This is a genomic window from Pseudonocardia sp. Ae717_Ps2, from assembly GCF_001932475.1.
Classification (GTDB): domain Bacteria; phylum Actinomycetota; class Actinomycetes; order Mycobacteriales; family Pseudonocardiaceae; genus Pseudonocardia.
The window spans coordinates 2,016,370-2,039,469 of record NZ_MCIS01000001.1 but is presented as its reverse complement, the minus strand read 5'-3'; the positions used below and the strand labels follow the sequence as shown (position 1 = coordinate 2,039,469).

At 75.5% G+C, this 23,100-nt stretch carries 17 protein-coding genes and 1 pseudogene; 7 read left to right on the top strand and 11 right to left on the bottom strand.

The window, feature by feature from the left end; translation table 11 throughout:
- Positions 1 to 213: 213 nt before the first annotated feature.
- Together Ae717Ps2_RS09735 and dut are read right to left on the bottom strand one after the other, a co-directional pair.
- The gene (locus Ae717Ps2_RS09735; RefSeq protein ID WP_143510357.1) at positions 214 to 3,723 is read right to left on the bottom strand and encodes a DUF3710 domain-containing protein; all 3,510 of its coding nucleotides are present in this window, start codon (positions 3,721 to 3,723) and stop codon (positions 214 to 216) included.
- Complete coding sequence (dut, locus tag Ae717Ps2_RS09730; RefSeq protein ID WP_083696037.1) at positions 3,724 to 4,239, bottom strand: dUTP diphosphatase; 516 nt, start codon at positions 4,237 to 4,239, stop codon at positions 3,724 to 3,726. It lies immediately after the preceding gene.
- A gap of 25 nt (positions 4,240 to 4,264) precedes the next feature.
- Between dut and Ae717Ps2_RS09725 the strand changes: the two genes are divergently transcribed.
- Complete coding sequence (locus Ae717Ps2_RS09725; protein WP_075305791.1) at positions 4,265 to 4,768, top strand: DUF3093 domain-containing protein; 504 nt, start codon at positions 4,265 to 4,267, stop codon at positions 4,766 to 4,768.
- Between the two features lie 162 nt (positions 4,769 to 4,930).
- Here Ae717Ps2_RS09725 and Ae717Ps2_RS09720 read toward each other — a convergent pair whose 3' ends face one another.
- Entirely contained in the window at positions 4,931 to 5,233 is a 303-nt protein-coding gene (locus Ae717Ps2_RS09720) for a DUF4193 domain-containing protein (protein ID WP_020626973.1), read from the bottom strand.
- Between the two features lie 314 nt (positions 5,234 to 5,547).
- Here Ae717Ps2_RS09720 and Ae717Ps2_RS09715 point away from each other — a divergent pair, with 314 nt between their 5' ends.
- The gene (locus tag Ae717Ps2_RS09715) at positions 5,548 to 6,633 is read left to right on the top strand and encodes a phosphotransferase family protein (protein WP_075305790.1); all 1,086 of its coding nucleotides are present in this window, start codon (positions 5,548 to 5,550) and stop codon (positions 6,631 to 6,633) included.
- Positions 6,633 to 7,262: an envelope integrity protein Cei gene (gene cei, locus Ae717Ps2_RS09710; RefSeq protein ID WP_075333253.1), complete on the top strand. Its 630-nt coding sequence runs from the start codon at positions 6,633 to 6,635 to the stop codon at positions 7,260 to 7,262. The genes Ae717Ps2_RS09715 and cei overlap by 1 nt, the downstream gene beginning before the upstream one ends.
- Positions 7,263 to 7,280: 18 nt before the next feature.
- Here cei and Ae717Ps2_RS09705 read toward each other — a convergent pair whose 3' ends face one another.
- Positions 7,281 to 8,111 carry an inositol monophosphatase family protein gene (locus Ae717Ps2_RS09705; protein WP_075334219.1) on the bottom strand — a complete coding sequence of 277 codons (831 nt, stop codon included), beginning with the start codon at positions 8,109 to 8,111 and terminating at the stop codon, positions 7,281 to 7,283.
- 230 nt (positions 8,112 to 8,341) lie between these two features.
- Between Ae717Ps2_RS09705 and Ae717Ps2_RS09700 the strand changes: the two are divergent.
- Positions 8,342 to 9,802: pseudogene (locus Ae717Ps2_RS09700) on the top strand (RNA polymerase sigma factor); the annotation flags it as partial.
- Between the two features lie 60 nt (positions 9,803 to 9,862).
- On the opposite strand, the gene Ae717Ps2_RS09695 reads toward Ae717Ps2_RS09700, so the two are convergent.
- Together Ae717Ps2_RS09695 and Ae717Ps2_RS09690 are read right to left on the bottom strand one after the other, a co-directional pair.
- Entirely contained in the window at positions 9,863 to 10,717 is an 855-nt protein-coding gene (locus Ae717Ps2_RS09695; protein WP_075305787.1) for an alpha/beta fold hydrolase, read from the bottom strand.
- Positions 10,718 to 10,988: 271 nt separating this feature from the next.
- Positions 10,989 to 11,558 carry a CHRD domain-containing protein gene (locus Ae717Ps2_RS09690; RefSeq protein WP_020625213.1) on the bottom strand — a complete coding sequence of 190 codons (570 nt, stop codon included), beginning with the start codon at positions 11,556 to 11,558 and terminating at the stop codon, positions 10,989 to 10,991.
- A 274-nt stretch (positions 11,559 to 11,832) separates the two neighbouring features.
- Between Ae717Ps2_RS09690 and Ae717Ps2_RS38145 the strand changes: the two genes are divergently transcribed.
- Both Ae717Ps2_RS38145 and Ae717Ps2_RS40280 read left to right on the top strand, forming a co-directional pair.
- Positions 11,833 to 13,278, top strand: coding sequence for an ABC transporter ATP-binding protein (locus Ae717Ps2_RS38145; RefSeq protein ID WP_198932158.1), 1,446 nt, complete (start codon positions 11,833 to 11,835; stop codon positions 13,276 to 13,278).
- Positions 13,251 to 15,278, top strand: coding sequence for an ATP-binding cassette domain-containing protein (locus Ae717Ps2_RS40280; protein WP_369804871.1), 2,028 nt, complete (start codon positions 13,251 to 13,253; stop codon positions 15,276 to 15,278). Before Ae717Ps2_RS38145 ends, Ae717Ps2_RS40280 begins: the two co-directional genes overlap by 28 nt.
- A gap of 46 nt (positions 15,279 to 15,324) precedes the next feature.
- Here the strand turns inward: Ae717Ps2_RS40280 and Ae717Ps2_RS09680 are convergent, their stop codons facing one another.
- From Ae717Ps2_RS09680 to Ae717Ps2_RS09670, 3 genes are all read right to left on the bottom strand, one after another.
- A complete protein-coding gene (locus tag Ae717Ps2_RS09680; protein WP_020623916.1) occupies positions 15,325 to 16,497 on the bottom strand; it encodes an NADH:flavin oxidoreductase/NADH oxidase in 1,173 nt (390 codons plus the stop codon).
- Positions 16,498 to 16,682: 185 nt separating this feature from the next.
- The gene (locus Ae717Ps2_RS09675) at positions 16,683 to 17,600 is read right to left on the bottom strand and encodes a cation diffusion facilitator family transporter (protein WP_075333252.1); all 918 of its coding nucleotides are present in this window, start codon (positions 17,598 to 17,600) and stop codon (positions 16,683 to 16,685) included.
- A gap of 51 nt (positions 17,601 to 17,651) precedes the next feature.
- Complete coding sequence (locus Ae717Ps2_RS09670; protein WP_143510355.1) at positions 17,652 to 18,143, bottom strand: hypothetical protein; 492 nt, start codon at positions 18,141 to 18,143, stop codon at positions 17,652 to 17,654.
- 677 nt (positions 18,144 to 18,820) lie between these two features.
- On the opposite strand from Ae717Ps2_RS09670, the gene Ae717Ps2_RS09665 reads away from it, so the two are divergent.
- Complete coding sequence (locus Ae717Ps2_RS09665) at positions 18,821 to 20,332, top strand: APC family permease (protein WP_020623913.1); 1,512 nt, start codon at positions 18,821 to 18,823, stop codon at positions 20,330 to 20,332.
- 22 nt (positions 20,333 to 20,354) lie between these two features.
- Here the strand turns inward: Ae717Ps2_RS09665 and Ae717Ps2_RS09660 are convergent, their stop codons facing one another.
- A complete protein-coding gene (locus Ae717Ps2_RS09660; RefSeq protein WP_075305783.1) occupies positions 20,355 to 21,608 on the bottom strand; it encodes an FAD-dependent monooxygenase in 1,254 nt (417 codons plus the stop codon).
- A 134-nt stretch (positions 21,609 to 21,742) separates the two neighbouring features.
- A complete protein-coding gene (locus Ae717Ps2_RS09655) occupies positions 21,743 to 22,978 on the bottom strand; it encodes an FAD-dependent monooxygenase (RefSeq protein WP_075305782.1) in 1,236 nt (411 codons plus the stop codon).
- Positions 22,979 to 23,100 lie beyond the last annotated feature (122 nt).

Genomic DNA, 23,100 nt, shown 5'->3' with positions numbered 1-23,100 from the left:
CACCGGACCCTCCGGTGACCCGCACTCGCGCGGCAACACGACAGGGTGTCGTGGTGGCGCCGAGAGCGTAACGCGCGGATGCCCCGGTTTGTGCCCGCGGCGGCCCCGACCTCCCGGTCACCGCCCCGGCGACCGGCTCGCGGGCCGCGCCCGGTGGTCGACGGGCGGGTGCGGGCCGGGCGTACCGGACACCCGTGCCCATCCCGCTGCCGCTCAGTCCCGCCGGTGCCGTCCGAGGTCGCGGGGACCGGTGCCGCCCGCGCGCCGACCGGAGGGCCACTGGCCGGTGAGCCCGGACCCGCCCGCTGCCCGCCCGGCGTCGAGCCCGCCGGAGGCGTCCTCGGTGTCGTCGGTGCCGTCGGTGCGCTCGCCCGCGGTGCGGGCCGGGTCCGCGGGCGCGGGGTCGTCGGTGCGGGCCGCGGCCCGTCCGGCGGCGGCCCGGCTCGCGCGGTAGTCCGCCAGCCCGGTGACACCGCCGTGCCCGTTGGTGCGGTCGGCACCCGGTCCGTCGGCGTGCGGCCCGCGGTCGGCCGACGCGCTGCGCAGCAGGTCCTGCAGGGCACTGCGTGCCTCGTCGGCCGAGGTGGGACCGCCTCCGTGCCAGGGGCGGTCCGCATCGGCCGCGGCCCGGAACAGATCGTCCCCGCCCGGGCCCGGCGACGCCGGGTACGCGGCCGGGGCCGGGTCGTGGTCCACGCCGCGCGACGTGGAGCCGGTGGGCGCGGGACCTGCGGTGTCGCTCCCGGCGGTGCCGCTCCCCGTGGAGGGCGCGTCGCCGGGTTCGCGGCGGCGTCCACCGCCTGCAGGGGCGTCGAGGGCGACGGCGGCGAGCAGGTCCGCCACCGAGGTGCCCGCACCGGCGCCGTGCCGACCGGACCGGCGGCTGGCGGCGATCTCGGCGGACAGCCAGCCGTCGTCGTCCGGGGTGGGGTCGGTGGGCGCCGTGTGGCCGGGCGCGTCCGCGGTGGGCCGGGCACCCCGCCGACGACGGGTGGACGCCGGTGCGGCGGGCTCGGTCGGGGCCGGGAGCCGGTCGAGCGTGGCCTCCATGAGCGGCACGTCCGACAACGGGATGTCCTCGATGGCCCCCGTCGGCGGCGACGCAGGCTCCGGCGGCCCGGCCGGGGTGTCCCGCGTGCGCGCGGCGAGCAGGTCCGCGGCGTCGACGCGGGCGGCGTCGGCGGCGCGGTCGCGCCGGGAGCGGCGCGCCGCCCCACCGGTGCCGGGCCGGGTCGACCCCGCCGTGGCACCGGAGGCGGTCGGGGTGCCGAACGGGTCCCGGCCGTGGGCGGCGCCATCGGCAGCGTCGACAGAGCCGTCGGCAGCGGTGTCGGCAGAGCCGTCGGGAGCGGTGCCGGGATCCAGGGCGGTGCGGCCGTCGAACGCCGTACCGTCGAGCGCGGTGTCCCCGAGCGCAGGGCCGCCGAGCACGGTGCCGGGGTCGAGGGCCGAGGCCGGGACGGGGGTGCTGCGGTCCAGGATGTCGCCGGCCGACGCGCCCCGGCCGAAGCCGGTGAGCGGGGTCGCGGACCGGTCGTCCTCGACGCCGGCGAGCAGGTCGGCGGCCGACAGCGCGGTCACTGCCGGGTCGCGGCGGGCCGGGGGCTCCGCCGATTCGGGCTCCGGGGCCCGGAGCGGGGCGACCGCGCTCGGCGCCGGGTCCGGCGCGTGCATCGGCGCCGGGGCGTGCATCGGCGCCGGGGCGTGCAGCGGAGCCGGGGCGTGCAGCGGAGCCGGGGCGTGGATCGACCCGCGCCCGGGCAGCGGGCCCACGCCGGTGTCGGGACCGGCCCGGCCCGGCCCGGCCGCGGGGGCGACGCCGCCCGCGGTCGGGATCGCGCCGGTCGGGGTCGCACTGCCGGGGATGCCCCCGGGCTGTGGGGCGGCGAGGGGCGTGGCAGCGGACGGTGTGGCAGCGGACGTCGTGGCACCGGCCGGGGCGCCGCCGAGCCGGTTCGCGCCGGTCCGGTCGGGCCGGGCCGGGCGCCCGCGTCGGCGACCGGGCCGTGCCTCGGGCCCGGGGGCGACCAGCGGACCGTCGGTCAGCGCGGTGCGCTCGGCGGGCGACTCGTCGGTGCGCACGTCCGGGGCGAGCGGCGTGCGCGCCGCGGCCGGATCGGCCGGGGCCGCCGCGGCGGGGCGGCGGACCTGCGGCAGCGCGCGGGTGCGCGAGTCGGCGTCGTCGGTGGACGGGCGGGGGCCCACCGGCCCCGCGGGGGGCCGCGCGGCCGGGACCCCGGACGCCGACGCCGCGGCGGGCGCGGTACGGCGCGGGCGGGCCGGGCGGGCGGGCTCGACCGGCGTCGCCGGTTCCGCGGAGGCGGCGGCCGGCACCGGGCGGGCGCCGGTCGTGGGGCCGGACGGCGCCGGGGTCGCGCCCGTCTCCCCGGCGGGGGCCGGGACGGACACGGTGATGCTGGGCTTCTGCGGCGCGGCCTCGGGCTGCCGCTCGCGCAGGTGCTCGGGCAGCTCCAGGGGCAGGACTGTCCGCGGCGGGTACGGCGATTTCCCGCGGACGACGATGATCCCCCGCAGCACGCGCCGGAGCTCCACGTCGAGGGCCTCGACGGTCTCCAGCGACGCCGTCGCCACGCCGTAGACCATCCAGCGCGGGCCGTCGCAGCCGACGAACACCGATGCGGCGTTCTCGGTGCGGGCGTGGAGCTCGCGGCCCCAGTCGCCGCGGGCGTTGCGGACCCGGGCACCGCCGGTGCGCAGGGACTGCTCGATCTCCGCGGACAGGTCCGCCCACAGCCCGGACGACCGCGGCGCGGCGAGCGCACTCACCGCGATCCGGCCCTCGGCCAGCAGCAGGTGCACCGCCTGGGGACGCTCGGCGCCGGCGGGCTCCAGCTTCAGCTCGGCACCGTAGGGCACCGGGACCTGCAGGGCACCGAGGTCGACGCGGGCGAGCGCGTCGGTCATCGACGGGTCGAGCTCCTCGACGTCGGCCGGCCCCAGCGGGCGGCCGCCGCTGCCGGGCGGCGGGACCGACAGCGGGGCGTCACCGACGCCGTACTCGTCCTCGTCGTACTCGGCGTCGTACTCGGCCTCGTCGTCGTACTCGGCGTCGTGGTCACCGACGTACTCGGCGTCGTGCTCGTCGTCGAGGTCGTCGCCGGCGGGCCGGGACGGGCGCCGGCCCCAGGACGGGTCGTCGGGGTCGCCGCCGTCGAAGCCCTGCGGGGTGCGGTCGCGGGCGTAGGCGAGCTCGTCGTCCTCGACGCGGTGCGACAGCAGCGGGGGCTCCTCGTCGTCCCAGCGGCCGTCGGGTGCGACCCGGTCGTCGTACCCCGCGGGTGCGGGTGCGGGCAGGCGCCCGGAGGCGCCCGGGGCCGGGGCACGGCCGGTGGTGTCCCGGCCGACCGCGCGCACCGCCGTCGTCGCCGCGGCGGGGCCGGCGGGTGCGGGGACGGCGCCGCCGGTCCGCGGGCCGGGTGGCACCGGGCGGGAGCCGGTGGCGGGGGCGGAACCGTTGCGCCCCGGCGCGGGCGGCCTGCCGTTCGGCGCACCGGGTCCGGAGCCGTTGCGCGGGGCCACGCCGTTCGCCGGCGACGCCCCGCGGCGGGCGTCCTGCGCGGCGTAGTGGTCGGCGTAGTCGTCGAAGTCGTCGACGTCGGAGTCGCCGTAGCCGGGATAGCCCGGGTAGGCACCTGTCCCGGTGTCCTCGATCCCGTCCTCCGGACGGATGTCGAACATCCGACCGCGTGTGCGTCCGGGCATCTACTGGTCCCCTCCCCCGGCGACGAGCGCGGCGTTCCCGCCGGTCGAGCCGTGACCGGCGGCGCCGCGTACCGACGCGGGCAGCGCGGTGACCTCCACGAACCGGGCCGTCTCGACCCGTTGCACCACCAGCTGCGCGATGCGGTCCCCCCGGTGCAGCTTCACCGGCGTGTCCGGGTCGGTGTTGACCAGGCAGACCTTGATCTCGCCGCGGTACCCGGCGTCGATCGTGCCGGGTGCGTTGACGATCGAGAGCCCGCACCGCGCCGCGAGGCCGGACCGGGGGTGCACGAACCCGGCGTAGCCCTCGGGCAGCGCGATCGCCACCCCGGTCCCGACGAGCGCCCGGCGCCCCGGCTGGAGGACCACGTCGGTGGTCGTCACGAGGTCGGCCCCGGCGTCGCCGGGCCGCGCGTACGCGGGCGGGGGGACGTCGGGGTCGAGCCGCGTCAGCAGGACGTCGACGGACGCTGCTGCCGGCGGCTGGTCCGGGGGAGCGGGCACGGAACCGGGCACGGCGGGCGACGCTACCCTGGGCCTCGTGAGCGAACGGGATCCGGAGACCGACTCTGCGACGGCTGGCCCTGCTGCGTTCGACGAGCGGTTGTCCGTCCCGGTGTGGTGGTACCTGCTCGCCGTCGGGCTCGGTGTCCTGATGGGCGCGCAGATCCACATGGGCTATCCCGGCCTGCGGGCGTGGCTGGGCTACCTGACGATGGTGCCGCTGTGCGTCGGTGTCCTGTGGTGGATGGGCCGCAGCCGCGTCACCGTCCGCGACGGCGTGCTCGTCTCGAACGGCCGCGAGCTGCCGCTGTCCGCGGCGGGCGTCACCGACACCGTCGCGCGGGCCGACAAGCAGCAGGCGATGGGCCCCGATCTCGACCCGCAGGCCTACGTCCTGCACCGGGCGTGGGTGGGGCCGCTGGTACGGGTCCAGGTGATCGGCCGCGACGAGCCCTACTGGGTGCTCAGCACGCGCCGTCCCGACGAGCTGCGGGCGGCGATCGCCGCCGAGGCGCCGCACCCCCAGCAACAGCAGCGCTGACAGCACTGACAGCGCCGACACGCGCAGAAACCACGCGCAGAAACGACGGGGCCCCGGCGAGATCGCCGGGGCCCCGTCGTGGTCCTCCCGTCGGACGGGCCCTGCCGGGCCCGCCCGGTCAGGCCTGCCCGATCAGGCTTGCGCCCGATCAGGCTTGCCCGATCAAGCGGCACAGTCGCGGCAGAGGAACTGTCCGCCCGAGGAGCTGGCGAGCCGGCTCCGGTGGTGCACCAGGAAGCAGCTCGCACAGGTGAACTCGTCCGCCTGCTTCGGCAGGACGTTCACCGTCAGTTCCTCGCCCGACAGGTCCGCGCCCGGGAGCTCGTAGCTCTCCGCGGTGTCGGTCTCCTCGACGTCGACGACCGCGGACTGCGCCTCGTTGCGGCGCTGCTTGAGCTCGTCGAGCGAGTCCTCGGCCATCTCGTCGGCCTCATTGCGACGCGGGGCGTCGTAGTCGGTCGCCATCAGGTCTCACCCTTGCCTTACGTCCGAGCTGCTCGATTCCGGCCCACGAGCAGCGGTACTTCGCATCGGTTGGTCGTCGCGTGCCGCTGGAGAACGTCGCGGGGAGCGGGTTTGTGCCCGGCCCCATGAGTGACGCCGGTCTCACCTGGCCCGGTGGACCGGGTGGCTCGTCCGTCGTGAGTCCTGTCGCGGCCGATCCGTCACCGGCGGCGGGGAGGGTAGCCCAGCGTCCGCGGAGCGTCGCAGCGAGTCCCCCGATGATGCCGGGTGTCGCCCCGACGCCACCGCCGCCGGGCGCACTAGTGTCGCCCGGTGTGACGACGAGCGCCCGCACCCCCACGCCCGGTGCCGACCCCGCCACCGTCGGCGCGTGGCTGTCCACGGCCCTCGGCGACGAACGGTGGCGCGAGGCGCGGCTCACCCCGATCGGCGCCGGGCGGTCCAACCTGACCTACCGGGTCTCCTCCCCCGCCGGGGCGGTCGTGCTGCGTCGCCCGCCGGTCGGCGAGGTCGCCGCGACCGCCCACGACATGGGCCGCGAGCAGCGGGTGATCTCCGCGCTGGGGCCGAGCGCCGTGCCCGTCCCCGCGGTGCTGGCCGCCGACGACGGCGACGTGCTCGGCGCCCCCTGCTTCGTGATGGAGCTCGTCGACGGCGTCGTGCCGCTCGACGACCTGCCCGAGGGCTGGGCGGCCACGGAGCAGCAGCGCCGCGCCGCGGGCGAGGAGCTGGTGGACGTGCTGGCCGCGCTGCACGCCGTCGACCCGGCCGCGGCGGGCCTGGGCGACTTCGGTCGCCCGGAGGGCTTCATGGAGCGCCAGATCCGGCGCTGGGGCACGCAGTGGGCAGCCGCCCGCGACGGCGACGACCCCGTCCCGGTGGACGCGGAGGTCGAGTCCGAGCTCACCCGGCTCTCCGAGCGGCTGGCCGCCGACGTGCCGGCCGCGCAGCGCCACACCGTGGTGCACGGCGACTACCGGCTCGACAACTGCGTCTTCGACGCCGGGGACCCCGGCCGCATCCGCGCGGTCCTGGACTGGGAGATGTCCACCCTCGGCGACCCGCTGGCCGACCTCGGGCTGCTGCTCGTCTACTGGAAGCAGGACGGCGACGCCACCGTCTGGTCCTCCGCCCAGCCGCTGGCGAGCCCGACCGGCCTGCCCGGCTTCCCGACGCGGCGCGAGCTCGTCGAGGGCTACACCGCGCGCACCGGCCTCGACGCCGGACCGCTGCCCTGGTACGTCGGGTTCGGCGCGTTCAAGCTGGCCGTCGTGCTCGCGGGGATCCTGGCGCGGGCCCGGGCCGGGTCGGTGCCGGCGGAGATGGCCGACGGCCTCGACGGGTCGGTCGGCCCGCTCGTCGCGCTGGGCCACCACGTCCTGGACGGAGGGTCGATCTGATGCCGGCCGGCCGCACCCGCACCGACCGCCCCTACGAGCGGCGCCGGGCCCGTCCGATCCTGGTGACCACCGCGTTGCTGGCCGTGCTGGCCGTCGCCACGTGGGCGGTCGTGCTCGGCACCGCCTCGGACGGCTCGGCGTCGACGAACTGCCCGGCCCCGTCGTCGGGGGCCCTGGCCGGAACCGAGATCGACCGGGCCGAGCTGGCCTCGGTCGCCCCGGCCGCCCCGGACGACGTCCGCTTCCACGTCCTCAACGCCGGCGGTCAGCGCGGGCAGGCGAACCTGGTGTCCGCCGAGCTCAAGGACCTGCAGTTCGGCGAGGCCGGGACCCCGGGCAACGACCCCGCGTTCCCGCAGGGCGACCTGGACTGCATCGGGCAGATGCGGTTCGGCCCGGACGGCGCGGCGTCCGCGTCGACGCTCGCGCTGGCGCTGCCCTGCGTCGAGCTGATCCGCGACGATCGTCAGGGGGCGGTGGTCGACGTCGTCGTCGGGTCGGCGTTCACCGACGTCGCACCGGGCCGTGCGGCCCGCGACGTGCTGGACCAGCTGTCCGCGCCGGATACCGAGGGCGGTCCGCGGGCCGACCCGGGCCTGCTGGCCCAGGCCCGCGCGGCGACCTGCTGAGCGGAGCGCCCCGGCGGCTCAGACGGTGTCGGCGCCGCTGCGGCGGGCCAGTTCCGCGAGGGCGGCGGCGACTCCGGGCGCGGCGGCGAGCGTGACGTCGGCGCCCAGGGCGTCGCCGTCGTCGAGGCCGTGGACGCCCGGGCTGCCCGAGACGTGCACCACGGCACCGGCCTCGGTCGCGATGAGCGCACCGGCCGCCCAGTCCCACCAGTTGCAGCCGTGCTCGAGGTAGCCGTCGAGCCAGCCGGCCGCGACGGCGCACAGGTCCAGCGACGCCGCGCCGGCCCGCCGGACGTCGCGGACCTCGGGGAGCATCGCCGCGACCATCCCGGCCTGCCGGGCGCGCCGTTCGGCACGGTAGGCGAACCCGGTGCCGACCAGGGACTGGCCGAGTTCGGTGGTCGCCGCGGCCCACAGCGGACGCCCGTCGAGGGTCGCGCCGAGACCGCGTCCGGCCGACCAGAGCCGCCCGGAGGCGGGCTCGGACACCGCACCGGCCACGCCCTCCCCGTCGACGACGGCGGCGATCGAGATCCCGTACCAGGGCAGGCCGTAGAGGTAGTTGACGGTGCCGTCGATCGGGTCGACCACCCAGCGCGCGACAGCCGGGTCGCCGGCGCCCTCCTCGCCGTACACCGACTCACCGGGGCGCAGCTGCGCGAGCCGGTCGCGGACGAACCGCTCCACCGAGGCGTCGGAGGCGGTGACGACGTCGGTCGGCGAGGACTTCGTCGTGACGCCGTCGTCGTGCGGGGCGGGCAGGCCGCGCAGGTGCTCCGCGGCCTCGGCCGCGACCTGCTCGGCGACGGCGCGCAGGGTGGCGGGATCGCTGCTCTCGTGCGGGCTCACCACCCCATCCGACCACGTGCGGAGCCGCCGGGACGCGCGGGGCGGCGTGAGGTGCGTCCCCCCGGCCGGTACGCAGTTACAATGGAACGCACACCCCGTCTCCGGGACGCGCGGCGACCACCATCGACGCCGGCGACCGAGACGGTGGCAGGACAGGACATCCCGGCCGTCGTGGCCTCGTCTCCCCCGACGAGCGCGCCGCGACCGGGCCGCGTAACGACTCCAGCGCACGTAGCGAGAGGGCCCAGGTGGCAGCCGCAGACTCCGCAGCACGCAGCGACTCGACCGTCGAACCGACGTCGGGTACCGCATCCCGCAGCCGCCGTACTTCCGGCACCACGAGCACCGCGTCGGCGGCGACCGGCACGGTGAAGAAGCCGGCCGCACGCACCCGCAAGCCCGCCGCGGCGGGTGGCACGGCGACCAAGGCCGCGCCGAAGACCGGCCCGCGCAAGCCCGCCACGAAGAAGGCCTCCACCAAGAAGGCCGACGGCGACGAGCCGGACGCCGACGGCGAGGAGGTCGTCCTCGAGGACGGCGAGATCGACGCCTCGGACGTCGAGGCCGACATCGAGGCGGCGGCGAAGGAGGAGACCGCCGACGACTCGTCCGACGACGACGATGACGACGACTCCGAGGACGAGACCAACACCGGCAAGAACCGGGTGGCGCCGACCACCCGGGCGTCGCAGCAGAAGTCGGCCGACTTCGTCTGGGACGAGGAGGAGTCCGAGGCCCTGCGCCAGGCGCGCAAGGACGCCGAGCTCACCGCCTCGGCCGACTCGGTCCGCGCGTACCTGAAGCAGATCGGCAAGGTCGCGCTCCTCAACGCCGAGGAGGAGGTCGAGCTCGCGAAGCGCATCGAGGCCGGCCTCTACGGCGCCGAGCGCATCCGCAAGGTCTTCGAGTCGAACGAGAAGCTGTCCCCGCAGATGCGGCGCGACCTGCGCTGGATCGTGCGGGACGGCGAGCGCGCCAAGAACCACCTGCTCGAGGCGAACCTCCGGCTCGTGGTCTCGCTGGCCAAGCGCTACACCGGCCGCGGCATGGCGTTCCTGGACCTGATCCAGGAGGGCAACCTCGGCCTCATCCGTGCGGTCGAGAAGTTCGACTACACCAAGGGCTACAAGTTCTCGACCTACGCGACGTGGTGGATCCGGCAGGCCATCACCCGCGCGATGGCCGACCAGGCCCGCACCATCCGCATCCCGGTGCACATGGTGGAGGTCATCAACAAGCTCGGCCGCATACAGCGTGAGCTGCTCCAGGATCTCGGGCGCGAGCCCACTCCCGAGGAGCTCGCCAAGGAGATGGACATCACCCCGGAGAAGGTGCTGGAGATCCAGCAGTACGCCCGGGAACCCATCTCCCTGGACCAGACCATCGGCGACGAGGGCGACTCGCAGCTCGGTGACTTCATCGAGGACTCCGAGGCGGTCGTCGCGGTCGACGCGGTGAGCTTCACCCTCCTGCAGGACCAGCTGCAGTCGGTGCTGGCGACGCTGTCCGAGCGCGAGGCGGGCGTCGTCCGGCTGCGCTTCGGTCTCACCGACGGCCAGCCGCGCACCCTCGACGAGATCGGCCAGGTCTACGGCGTGACCCGCGAGCGGATCCGCCAGATCGAGTCGAAGACGATGTCGAAGCTGCGGCACCCGTCGCGGTCCCAGGTGCTGCGCGACTACCTGGACTGAGCACCACCGTTCCACGACGAGGGCCCCGCCGGAGCATCCGGCGGGGCCCTCGTCGTCCGGTCAGAACAGGGTCGGGGTGGGGGCCACGGCGTCGTCGAGGAACGCGCTGATCGCCGGCACGAGGGTCGCCGTCTCCCCCACCAGCCCGATGTGCGACGTCGCGGGCAGCACCACCAGGCGTGCCCGGGGGACCTCCTGCAGCATCCCGGTCGCGGCGGCCCGTTCGTTGCCGCCGCCGAGCAGCCGGAACATCTCCACCGCGTGCTCGGGTCGCACGCCGTCGGCGTCCCCGACGATCACCATGGAGCGGGCGGTGATGCCGCGCATCCGGGCGTCGTCGATCTGCTGGTCCTCGGCGTTGAGCACCTTCACCTTCTCCACCCACGCCGCGAACGCGGCAGGGTCCGGAGTGTGCTCCAGGAACGCCGTCTCGACGGGCGTGCCGGACAGCACCGTCACGTCCATCCCCGTGACGGCGGAGTGCACGGCGGGGTACCAGCCGTCGCGGCGGAACGTCGCGGCCATCACGACGAGCTTGCCGACGAGGTCCGGGTGCCGGAGCGCGAGCTGCAGCGCCACGCCACCGCCCTGGGAGTAGCCCAGCACGTCCGCCCGATCGACGCCCAGGCCGCGGAGCAGCGCCGCGGCGTCGTCGGCGAACTGCTCGTAGGACAGCGCACGGGGCGCGTCCGGGGTCCGGCCCTGGCCCTGCATGTCGGCGACGACGACGGTGCGGTCGGCGGCGAACCCGGCCACCCACGCCGCCATCGAGCCGGTGGCCATGAACGCGCCCGGCAGCAGGAGCAGCGGGGGTGAGGTCCCGAGCTCGCCGTACACCTCGTGGTACAGATCCAGGCCGTTGACCGGCAGGTGTCCGGCCGAGGACGGCGACAGAGTGGGTGCTGGTCCGGTCATGGTGTCTCCCGCGGTGCGACGATGGGATCGGTCCCCCTACCGACCGCGTCGCGGCACCGGACTCATCGCCCCCGGCGACGTCGGTCCGGTGCGACGCCCGGACCGGCACCGGTGATCCGACCGCGGGACCCGGGTCCCCGACGCGACGGCCGGCCGCGCCGACACCGGTCCGCACCGGGCCCACCGGACTCACCGGGCCGCAGCGCGACCCGGCGCCGGGCCGGTGAGCGGGCCGGTGAGCGGGCCGGTGAGCGGGCCGGTGAGCGGGCCGTCAGCCGGTCTTGGACAGCTGCCCGCGCAGCGCACCGGTCCGGTACTGCTCGGTGTGGATGTCGACGAACCAGGCAGCCGGGTTGGCCTCCAGGTCCGTGACCGCGAACCCGGTGCCGGTGTCGACGCCGCCGACGATCACACCGGTGGTGAACGGTCCCTGCAGGCAGCCCTTGCTGGTCATCGGGCCGCCGGGCGGGCCCTGCGGGTCCGGGAAGGCCATCCTCGGGTTGCCGGACTCGTTCGGCTGCCCCTCCTGCAGGTGCGTGGCGGTCCGCGCGGGGCTGCTGAACGGCGGGGTCACCCCGGTGACCTGGATGTCGTAGCAGACGATGTTCTGCTGGCTGTTCAGGCGGAGGGTGAAGGTGCCGGTCGCGCCCTGCTGGCCGGGCACCGGTGCGCCGTCGTCGGCGCGGACCGCGTCCGGGGTGAGGGTCGCGGTGAGCGTGCTGGTGAACGTGGGCGGCTCCGGGACGGGTGCGTCCTCGGCCAGCGCGGGTGACGCGGTGAGCGCCAGTCCCGCCACCGCGCAGAGCGCGCCCCCGACCCACCTGATCGACCGCAGTCCCATCGGTTCCCCCTCGTGCTCGCGTGTCGCCGAAGGGCAAGCATGCGGACACGACGGGCCCGTCCGCGCCCCCTCGGGGTGTTGTCGACCGCTTCGGGTGGGGCACGGGCCGATCCGGTTTCGACCGGGCATTCCGGGGCACGGCCCGGAAAACCGCGCGATTCCGTCGGGGGTCACGGCTACCGTCGATCACCGATCGCGTCGGAGATCCCGGAGCGCGGTCTCGTCGGGGGTGTCGAGGGTGCGCGCGCTGTCATGGCGTCGGCTGGGTGGACCGGTGTCGTTCGTGGCCGTGGGCGCCGCGGTGGTGGCCGCGGTCGCGGAGGCGACGGCGGCGACCGTGGTCGGGGCGGTGGTGAGCGGGCCGACGGCCACCCTGATCGCCGTGCTCGCCGCACTGCTGCTGGGCGCCGCGCTGCTGGACACCCTGGGCCGGGTCCTGTTCTCCGGGGTGGTCGGGCGCGCGGAGGGCAGGTTGCGTGCGGACCTCGTGGGGTCCGCGCTGGCGCAGCCGCTGCCCGCGCTGGAGGACCAGGCGGTCGGGGAGCCCCTCGACCGGGTAGACGACGACTGTCGCCAGCTCGCCCAGCTCATCCGGCGGATCGGCTGGGAGACCGGCCGGTCGCTGCTGCGCTCGGTGGTCGCATGGATCGTCGCCGGGCTGGTGTTCTGGCCGGCGTTCGTCGTGTTCCCGCTGGTCGCCGCCGCAATCGTGCTGGTGGCGCGGCCGTTGACGCCGCAGATCGCGCGGGCCAAGGTCGCCGAGGAGACGGCCTGGTCGGACCACGCGGCGCAGCTGGAGGAGTCGGTCGCCGGCCAGGACGACGTGCGCACCTCGCTGGGCCAGCCGCACGTGGTCGCCGGGTTCGCCCGCCGGGCCGCGACGGTCGTCGCGCGCACCCACGAGGTGTCCCGGATCGCGACCCGGCTCGGTCTGCGGACGGGCACCGTCGCGCACGCGCTGCTCGGGGCGCTCGCGCTCGGCGGGGTGTGGCTGGTCGCCGGGGACCCGGGCGGCATCGCCGCACTGGTCACGTTGTGGCTCCTGGTCACCGCGTTCGTCGGCCAGGTCGACGCCATCGTCGACCGGATGCCCGACATCCAGGCCGGTCTGGGCGCGCTCACCCGGGTGTCGTCGCTGCTGGAGACCGAGCGGGAGCCCGAGGGCGGCCGTCCCCTGCCGCCGGGGCCGGCGTCGGTGGAGCTGCGCGGGCTGACCGCCGGGTACGACGACGGGTTCCGCCTGGGCGGGATCGACCTGACCGTCCCGGCGGGGACGACGTGTGCGCTGCTCGGCCGTACCGGCTCGGGGAAGTCGACGGTCACCAAGGTGCTCTCGCGCGCCGTGGAGCCGCCGCGCGGGCAGGTGCTCCTGGCCGGGGTCGACGTGCGCGACCTGGACCTGGAGGGCCTGCGCCGCCGGGTCGGTGTGGTCACCCAGCGCACCGAGATCCTGGCCGCGACGCTCGCGGAGAACATCACGCTGTTCGACCCGGCGGTCCCGCGCTCGGCGGTCGAGGCCGCGACGGCCGCGCTGGGGCTCGACGAGTGGTCGACGCCCTGCCCGACGGCCTGGACACCCGTCTCGGCACCGGCGGGATCGCGCTGTCCTCCGGTGAGGAACAGCTGGTGGCGTTCGCCCGGCTGCTGGTGCGCGACGTCGCCGTCGTCGTGCTGGACGAGGCCACCGCGCGGATGGACCCGCGCACCGAGGAGCGGGTGACCCGCGCGTCGCGGGCGCTGCTCGCGGGCCGCACCGGGATCGTCGTGGCGCACCGGCTGTCGACGATCCGCCGTGCCGACGCCGTCGCGGTGCTGTCCGACGGCCGTCTGGTCCAGCACGGCGCGCGGGAGCAGCTGGCCGCCGAGCCGGGCCGCTACGCCGACCTGCTCGCCGCGGACCGGTCCCTGCCCGGGACCGCGGGCGCCACCGCGACGGCCCCGGCGGGCGCGGCGCGGCACGGCGGTGCCGTCGCCGACCCGGGGTCACCGCTGCTGCACCGGGCCGCCCGTCGTGCGGTGCCGACCCCGGACCCGGTGCCCGCTCCCCCGCTGTGGCGGGTCGTGCTGCGGCTGGCGCTGGCCCACCCGCGGTGGGGTCTGACCGGCGGGGCGATGTTCACCCTCGCCACCCTGGGCTCGGCCACCGGTGTGCTGACCGGCTGGCTGTGGGGCCTCGTCGTCGCGGGGCTGGAGGGCGGCCGCACCCCGTGGGGACCCGCCGTCGCCCTGACGGTGGTGCTGATGCTGTTCCCGGTGTGGATCGCCGTCGCGTTCCGCACCTACCCGCGCTGGTGGTCCGCGGCGACGCTGCGGCTGCGGCTGGGGGTGCTGCGCGGGCAGACCATGCAGCGGCGCGGCCCGCGCTCCCCCGCGGGCGAGGTCGTGGCGCGCGCGTTGGACTCGGACCGGATGATCCTCTACGTGGACCGCTGGGTCGACGTCACCAACTCGGTGATCGTCGTCGTGGTGGCCGGTCTGGTGGCGGCCGACGTGCGCGCGGCCGCCGTCATCGGCGGGTTCCTGCTGGTCTGCGCGGGGGTCGCGGCGATCGGGGCGCCGTTCGCGGGGCGCTCCGGGCGGATCGCGGCCGACGCCAGGGCCCGGTTCGGCACGGCGCTGGGCTCGGTCCTGGAGTCGGTGCGCACGGTGAAGCTCGCCGCCGCGACCGGTGCGCTGCGGGCCCACCTCGCCGACGTCGACGGCGACCGGGTGCGGGCCACGGTCCGGGAGTACCGGGTGCGCACCCTGCTCGACGGTGTCCCCGGGGTGCTGCTGCAGGGCGCGGTGGTGCTCACCTGGTCGCTGTACCTGGTCGGCACCTGGCCGCTGGCGACGGCGCTGCTCGTGTCGACCACGCTGAACGGGGCCGGGTTCCTCGGGCAGGTGTGCGCGGCCGCGGTCACCGAGGCCCCGATCGCACGGCGCTGGCTGCGTGCCGTCGCCCCGTTCGCGGGCCCCGCGGACCTGACGCGGCTGCCGCCGGGCGTCGACCTGGTCACCGGCGCCGCGCCGGCGCCGGCGCCGGTGGAGCGCGAGCCGCTGCAGCGGCTGAGCCTGGAGAAGGTCGCCGCCGTGCACGACGACGGCACCGTCGGCGTCGAGGGCGTGGACCTCGACATCGACGCGGGCTCGCTGGTGCTGGTCACCGGCCAGGTCGGATCGGGCAAGTCCAGCCTGCTCGCCGGTCTGGCCGGGCTGGTCGGGCACGAGGGCGTCATCCGGTGGAACGGGCGCGCGGTCTCCGACCCGCAGACGTTCCTGCGCCCCGGGCAGGTCGCCTACGTCGGGCAGGTCCCCCGGGTGCTGTCGGGCACCTTCGGCGACAACATCGCCCTCGGGCACGACCGCCCGGTGCAGGACGCCGTCGGCGACGCTCGCCTCGACCGGGACGTGGCCGCGGCGGGCGGGCCGGACGCCGTCGTCGGGCACCGGGGCATCCGGCTGTCCGGCGGACAGGTGCAGCGGGTGGCGATGGCCAGGGCGCTGGCGACCGGCGCCGAGCTGATCGTCGCCGACGACGTGTCGTCCGCGCTGGACGTCCGCACCGAGATCGAGCTGTGGGCGGCGCTGCGCCGGCGCGGCAGCACCGTGGTCGGCGCGAGCACGAAGCGGGCGGCGCTGGCCCGGGCGGACCGGGTGGTCGTGCTGGACCGCGGTCGGGTCGCCGACGAGGGCCCCTGGGACGAGCTGGCCGCACGCTGGTCGCACCTGGCGGGCTGAGCCGGGTCACCCGGCCGCGGCGGGCGTCGCCGCGGCCGGTGACCGCTCAGGCCGAGCGCAGGTGCTGCTCGGTCGCGGGCGACGGAGCCGGCCAGCCGATGCTCGGGTCGTGGCCGCGGAAGTTCGACAGCCACCAGCCCCAGTCCTCGGGGACCAGCGAGAACGGGTCACCGTGGCCGAGCTCGCGGGCCGCCCACACCGGCCAGTGCGCGTTGGCCAGGGCCGGGCGGCCCAGCATCACCAGGTCGAGCTTCTCCTCCCGGATCGCGCGGTCGGCGTTGGCCGGGATGCCGAGGTTCCAGCTCACCGTGACCGGGATGCCGATCTCCCGGCGGACCCGGGCGCCGCGTTCGACCCAGGCCGAGACGTGCGGGAAGTGCGGGTCGCGCATGTCGTCGGTGTTGCCGCCCATCGACAGGTCGGCCATGTCGGCGCCGTGCTCCTTGAGCCACCCGACGACCTCGATCGAGTCCTCCCACTGCACGCCGTCGGGGTGGTAGTCGTCGGCTCCGAGGCGGAAGGTCAGCGGGTACTCCTCCGGCCAGACCTCGCGGACGGCGTCCATCGCCTCCAGCAGGAACCGGGCCCGGTTGGCCTTGCTGCCGCCGTAGGCATCGGTGCGCCGGTTGGCCAGCGGCGAGTAGAAGCTGGCGCCGAGGTAGCCGTGCGCGAAGTGCATCTCCAGCCACCGGTAGCCGGCGTCGAGAGCGCGTCGGGCGGCGTCGGCGTACTGCCGGTGCACCGCCGCGATCTCCTCGACGGTGAGGGCGTGCACCGGGTACGGGCGCTTGCCGAAGCCGTAGGGGACGTCCGACGGTCCGACGACCTGCCAGCCCTCGGGGTGGTCGGGCGGCAGCTGGCGGCCGAGCTCGTTCGCCACCCACGGCTTGAGCTCGCTGCCGTTGCGCCCGGTGTGGCCGAGCTGGATCGCCGGCACCGCGCCCATGTCGCTGATCATCGCGGTGACCCGGGCGTGGCCCTCGATCTGGTCGTCGTCGTAGATCCCGGCACAGTGCGGGGTGGTGCGACCCTCGGGGGCGATCGCGACCTGCTCGGGGAAGATCAGCCCGAACCCGCCGGCGGCGCGCGCGCCGAGATACATGAGGTGGAAGTCGTTCATCTTGCCGTCGACCGAGCGGTACATCGTCATCGGCGACATCGCGATGCGGTTGCGCAGGGTCACGCCCTTGAGCGTGTAGGGGCTGAACAGGTCAGGCACGGGCACTCCTCGGGGAGATTCGGTCGTGCACAACCATGCTCTCGGCTCGTCACCATCGGGTGACTGCCGGTTCCCGTCCGGTAACGGGCCCCTCACATCGTGGGTGGGCCCAGCCGTGAGGCGCCCGGACGGCGCACCCGGTTCGGCCGGGCGCGACGGTCCGGGCGGCGGCGGGCCACGGCGGCTCAGCCGCAGTGGTTCTCGTGCCCGGTGTGCGCGGCGTGCTCGACCTGCAGGGTGGAGTGGTCGAGGCCGAACCGCTCCCGCAGCACGTGCCCGGCACGGTCGAGCACCGAGGCGTCCCCGCAGTGCCCGGAGACCTCCTCGTCGACGACGACGTGCGCCGACATCGCGGGGGTGCGGTCGTTGATCGCCCACACGTGCAGGTCGTGGAGGTCGGCGACCCCCTCGACGGCCAGCAGCGCCGCCTTGACCTCCTGGGCGTCGATCCCCTTGGGCGCGCCCTCCAGCAGGACGTGCGCGGCCTCGCGCAGCAGCGACACCGCGCGCGGGAGGATCAGCGCGACGATGAACAGCGAGGCGATGGTGTCGGCCCAGGGCCAGCCGGTCGTCAGCAGCACCACGGCGGCGGCGAGCACACCGACCGAGCCGAGCGCGTCGCCGAGGACGTGCAGCATGGCCCCGCGCATGTTCATGTTGCCGCGGTCGCCGCCGGCCAGCACCGCGAGCGAGACCAGGTTCCCGATCAGGCCGAGCACACCGATGACCAGCAGCGGCAGGCCGGGGATCTCGGCCGGGACGAACAGCCGCTGCACCGCCTCCACCCCGACCCACACCACGACCGCGACGAGGGTGAGCGCGTTGAGGGCGGCGACGAGCACCTCGGCCCGGCCCATCCCGTAGGTCCGCGACGTCGTGGCGGGGCGGGCGGCGAGCACGCTGGCGATCAGGGCGGCGACCAGCGCGCCCGCGTCGGTCAGCAGGTGACCGAGGTCGGCCAGCAGTGCGAGCGAGCCGGTGTACACCGCGCCCGCCGCACCGAGGACCGCCGTGACCAGCGTGACGCCCAGCGCCGTCGCCAGCCGGCGACGATCGGTACCCGCCCCGGCGTGCCCCGCCCCACCACCGTGTCCGTGCCCCATGACCGCCACCATACATGCACGTATTCGCATGTGAAGCTCCAGCGGGGCCGCTCAGGAGGCGGAGAGCACGTCCCCGGCGACGTCGCGGCACACCGCCCAGCCGTACTCCACGCCCCGCTCGGCAGGGTAGGTGGTGAGCACCGCGAGGGCCCGGTCCGCCCAGACCAGGACGCAGTGCACGTTCCACCCCGCGGCGCCGTGCAGCGTCCAGCCGTTCTTCTCCGCCACCACCCCGGGCAGCGCCGGACGGACACCCGAGCGGCCGTCCGGGGTGACGGCGTCGAGGTCGGCCAGCAGGGCGTCCCCGCCCGGCCACTCCGGTGCGCGGTCGCGCACGCAGGCCAGGATCCGGGCCGCGTCGAGCGCGGCGATCTGGGTGTAGGACCACCACCCCGGCCGCGACGTCGACACCTCCACCCCGCACTCCTCGTCCAGCCGCGCGGTGCTCGCGTCCCGCCCGAGGGCGCGGTAGAGCCGTTCGGCGGCGTCGTCGTCGGAGGCGCGCACGGCGGCGGAGATGTCGGCCCGTTGGGCGGCCGTCACCGGGCGGCCCGCCTGCGCGGCGGCGCGCCTGCGCGGCGGCGCGCAAGGTGTCCGCCGCCAGCCATGCCTTGATCGTGGACTCGGCCTCGAAACGGGTGGTCGCGGCGTCCGCCGAGCCGGTCCACCGGCCGTCGTCGGTGTCGAGCAGCGCCCAGGACAGGGTGAGGTCGTCCTCGCCCTCGCGGTCGACGAGCAGCGATCCGGGAGCGAGGTCGAGCGGGTCGGCGGTGGCGGATCCGGTCATCGCCGCGAGCAGCTCGCGCAGGGTGTCCGGGCCGGGTGCCGCGTCGTCGTCGGGGCCGGTCGTCGAGCTCTGGTGCTGCGCCGGCACGACGGCGCCGCCCCCGGGGCGCGGGACCGGACCGTCCGAGGCAACACCGGCGCCCCACAGCGCGGACACCGCCACCACCACCGCGACGACCACGGCCACCGACACGCGGGTACGGGGATCCCGTCCACGGCGTCGCTCAGGTCCGGACACGACCCCTCCGGTCGCGGACGACCGGACGGCCGTCCCGTCCTCGATGGTGCACCGCCGAACGGCGATCCGGACACGGAGGACGGAGGGTTCACACAGCATTTTCAGGATGTGCCCTGCGCTCCGCCCGGCACCGCACCCCGTCCCGGCATACCGTGCCGCAACGATCGACCGACCGACGACGAGTGGGGGTGGCGGCGTGGGCTGGACGCGCACTATGCCGGTGGAACGGATCCTGGCCAGGGGCAGAGCCGGCGACGGCTCCGAGGACGTCGGCGGCGAGGGGCGGGGCACGCCGCTCAAGCGCACGCTGAAGGCCCGTGACCTGGTCGGATTCGGCGTCGGCATCATCATCGGTACCGGGATCTTCACCCTGGCCGGGGTCGAGGCCCAGCAGCACGCGGGCCCGGCGGTGACGTTGTCGTTCCTGATCGGCGCGGTCGTCGCCGGGCTCGCCGCCGTCTGCTACGCCGAGCTGGCCTCCTCCGTCCCGACGGCGGGCTCGGCCTACACCTACGCCTTCGCCACCCTCGGCGAGGTCTTCGCCTGGATCATCGGCTGGGACCTGCTGCTGGAGTTCGGCCTCGGCCTCGCCGTCGTCTCCCGCAGCTGGTCGGGCTACCTGGCGTCGCTGTTCGGGCTGCCGACGGACTGGTTCGGGGAGGACGCCACGATCAACGTCGGCGCGGTGCTGATCATCGCGGTGCTGACCGTCGTCGCGGTCGCGGGCATCCAGCAGTCGTCACGGCTGACGAACCTGCTGGTCCTGGTGAAGCTCGCGGTCTGCGTGCTGATCCTCGCCGTCGGCGTGTTCTACATCGACCCGGCCAACCTGCAGCCGTTCATCCCGCCGGCCCAGGCACCGGAGGACGGCGGCTCGGTCTTCACCCAGCCGATCATCTCCGGGGTGTTCGGGCTCGCCCCGACCGTGTTCGGCGTCGGCGGCATGCTCACCGCGGCCGCGGTGGTCTTCTTCGCCTACACCGGGTTCGAGGCGCTGGCCAACCTCGGCGAGGAGGCCGAGCGCCCCAACCGCGACCTGAAGGTCGGGCTGCTCGGCGCGCTCGCCATCTGCGCGGTGCTCTACGTCGGCGTCTCGCTCGTGCTCACCGGGATGGTCCCCTACACCGAGATCGACACCGGCGCCCCGCTCGCCTCGGCGTTCGCCGGCGTCGGACTGCCGTGGGTGGGCGCGCTCATCGCGCTCGGCGCGGTCACCGGTCTGACCTCGGTGATGATGGTGGAGCTCGTGACGATCGGCCGGATCGGCTTCGCGATGGGCCGCGACGGCCTGCTGCCGAAGGCCATCGGCACCGCGCACCCCCGGTGGGGCACCCCGCACCGCATGACGATCATCGGCGGTGTCGTCTGCGCGGTGATCGCGGCGTTCACCCCGATCACCGCGCTGGCCGACATGGTGTCGATCGGCGCGCTCTCGGCGATGATCATCGTCGCCGTCGCGGTGCCGGTGCTGCGCCGGACCCGCCCCGACCTCGACCGGCCGTTCACGGTGCCGTTCTCGCCGGTGGTGCCGGTGATCACCGCGATCGCGTGCCTCTACCTGATGCTGAACCTGAACCTGGACACGTGGATCCGGTTCGCCGTCTGGCTGGCGCTCGGCCTGGTGGTCTACGCCCTCTACGGCCGCAGGCACTCCTTCCTCGCACGCGAGGAGCAGGAGGGCTCCGGGGCCGGGCGGGACCGGGACTGAGCCGGCCCCGCCGGGCCGCGGATCAGCGGTGCAGGGCCTCGCGGGGGGTGATCTCCCCGCGGGCCAGCGCCCGGCGGACCCGGCGGGCCGCGGTCAGCCTGCGCCGGACCTGACGGACCGGCTCGACCTGGGTCGCACGGTGCAGACGCTCGTTGAGCCGGCCCTGGTCGTGCCGGCGGTCGAGCAGCGACCAGGAGAAGGCCAGCGCGTCCTCGGCGCCCTCGAGACGCTCGGGGACGGTCTCGAACCACTCCATGCTCGCCCGGGCCATCCGCTGGACCGGTGCCATCGCGGCGCGGCGGCGGGCGTCGTACCCGGCGAGGGCGGCCTCGACGTCGTCGGTGCCGCGGGTCCCGCGCGGGTACAGCTCCTCGGCCAGCGCGATCGAGTCGGCGACGGCGAGGACCGTGCCCGAGCCGATGGCGAAGTGGGTGGTGTGGGCCGCGTCGCCGGCGAGGACGACGTTGCCGTCGCGCCAAGACATGTTCCGGACCTCGCGGAACTGCAGCCACGGCGAGGAGCCCATGCCGGGCGGGGCGATCAGCGAGTGCCCGTCGAGCGAGTGGGAGAAGACGCCCTCGAGCATCCGCATGGCCTCGTCGGGCGCCATCGTGTCGAGCCCCAGCCCCGCCCAGGTCTGCGGCGTGCACTCCACGATGCAGGTGCTGACGCAGTCCGCGGCCGGGTAGGCGTGGAACCAGATCCAGCCGGCGTGGGTCTTCTCGAACGCGAAGGTGAACGGCCGGAACGGCTTGCTGGTGCCGAACCAGACGTAGCGGTTGGAACCGTGGGAGATCCGGGTCCCGAAGGTGTCGGCCCGCGCGGCGCGGATCGCGGACCCGACCCCGTCGGCGGCGACGACGACGTCCGCGTCGGCGGTCAGCGGGTCGCGCCCGATGTCACCGTCCACGGCGACGGCCGTGTCGAACATGAGCTTCACCCCGACCTGGCGGGCCCGCTCGGCCAGCACCTCCAGCAGCCGCGCGCGGCCGATGGAGTAGCCGTAGCGACCGCCGAGGTGCACCGGGCGCCCGGAGACCTCCACGACCTGGGAGTCCCACACGTGCGCCGCGGCCCGCACCTTCTCGGCCCCGAGGGGGTCGGTGCGGAAGAGCTCGTCGAGGATGTCCTCACCGAGCGTGACCGCGAAGCCGGAGGCGGTGCCGGGCGCGTTGCGCTCCGCCAGGACGATCTCGTCCTGCCCGCCCGACCGGAGCCGGGCCAGGATCGAGAAGTACAGACCGGCCGGCCCACCACCGACGACCACGATCTTCACACCGGACCTCCATCGGATGTCATCGATCTGGGACGCAACGACCCTACGAACGCGGCGGACCCGTGTGGACACCGGGGCCGCCACGATCGGTGACGCTGCGCGTGCCGTCGGCGAGCGGTTTCGCCCCGGAACTTCTAGCTCTGCCGCCCGCGCAGGGCCGACCGCCGGACGCGGCGGGCGGTGGTCAGACCGCGCCGCACCTGACGCAGCGCGGGAACCTGGGTGGCCCGGTGCAGGGTGCGGTGGATGCGGCCCATGTCGCCCCGGCGGTCGGTGAGCGACCAGGCGAACTCGACGGGATCGGTGACCTGTTCGAGCTGGCGCCCCGCCTGCTCGAACCACTGCATGTTCCGCCGGGCGGCGTCCTGGATCGGGCCGATCTCCGCGCGCCGCCGGGCGTCGTAGGCCGACAGCGCGGCACCGCGGCCGTTCGGGCAGGTCAGGTCGGCCGCGGCCGTCTGGCCCGCGACGCCGTAGAGGGCGTCGACCAGACCCATCGAGTCCTGCATCGCCAGCACGGTGCCCGAGCCGATCCCGAAGTGCGTGGTGTGCGCGGCGTCGCCGGCCAGCACGAGGTCGCCGTCGCGCCAGGTCCGGTTGCGGACCTCGCGGAAGCGCAGCCAGGGCTTCTCCCCCAGCCCGCCGAGGGGCTCGATGAGCCGGCGCCCGGCCAGCGTGCGGTGGAAGACCGACTCGACGAGCCGGACGGCGTCGGCCCCGGACATGTGGTCCAGGCCCAGCCCCTCCCAGGTGTCGGGCTCGCACTCCACGATGCAGGTGCTGACCCCGTTGGACGACGGGTAGAGGTGGATCCACATCCAGCCCGCGTCGGTCGGCTGGAAGTCCCAGACGAAGGTGTCCGAGTCGCTGTCGGCGCCGAGCCAGATGTAGGGGTTCGTGCCCTCGTCGACGGTGGTGCCGAAGTGCTCGGCGCGCGCGGTGCGGATCCGGCTGCCGACGCCGTCGGCCGCGACGACCAGGTCCGCGTCGAGGGAGTCGCGCTCGACCGGGGAGCCGTACTCGATCTTCACGCCCAGCTGCTCGGCCCGGCGCGCCAGCACGTCGAGCAGGTCGACGCGGGCGATCGCGTAGCCGTACTTGCCGCCGACGTGCACCGGGCGGTGGTCGGCGACCCGGATCTCCTGGGCGTTCCACAGCCGGGACGCGCGACGCAGGGCCTCACCGCCCTCGGGGTCGTTGCGGAACGCGTCGTCGAGCATGTCCTCGCCGTAGGTGACGGCGAACCCGTGGGTCCGCCCCGCCTCGTTGCGTTCGTACACGACGACCTCGTCGCGTCCCCCGGACCGGAGCCTGGCGAGAACCGCCAGGTACAGACCGGCCGGCCCACCTCCTGCGCAGGCGATACGCACGCAGACCCCCTTCGGTTCATCAGATCACCGGAAGAAATGAACCGTAGCGCAGGGGTTGCGGAGCGCGACGGGGTGTGTATGTCCGCAGTGTCCGACCCCGTCCGGTGACGGACCGTCCGGCG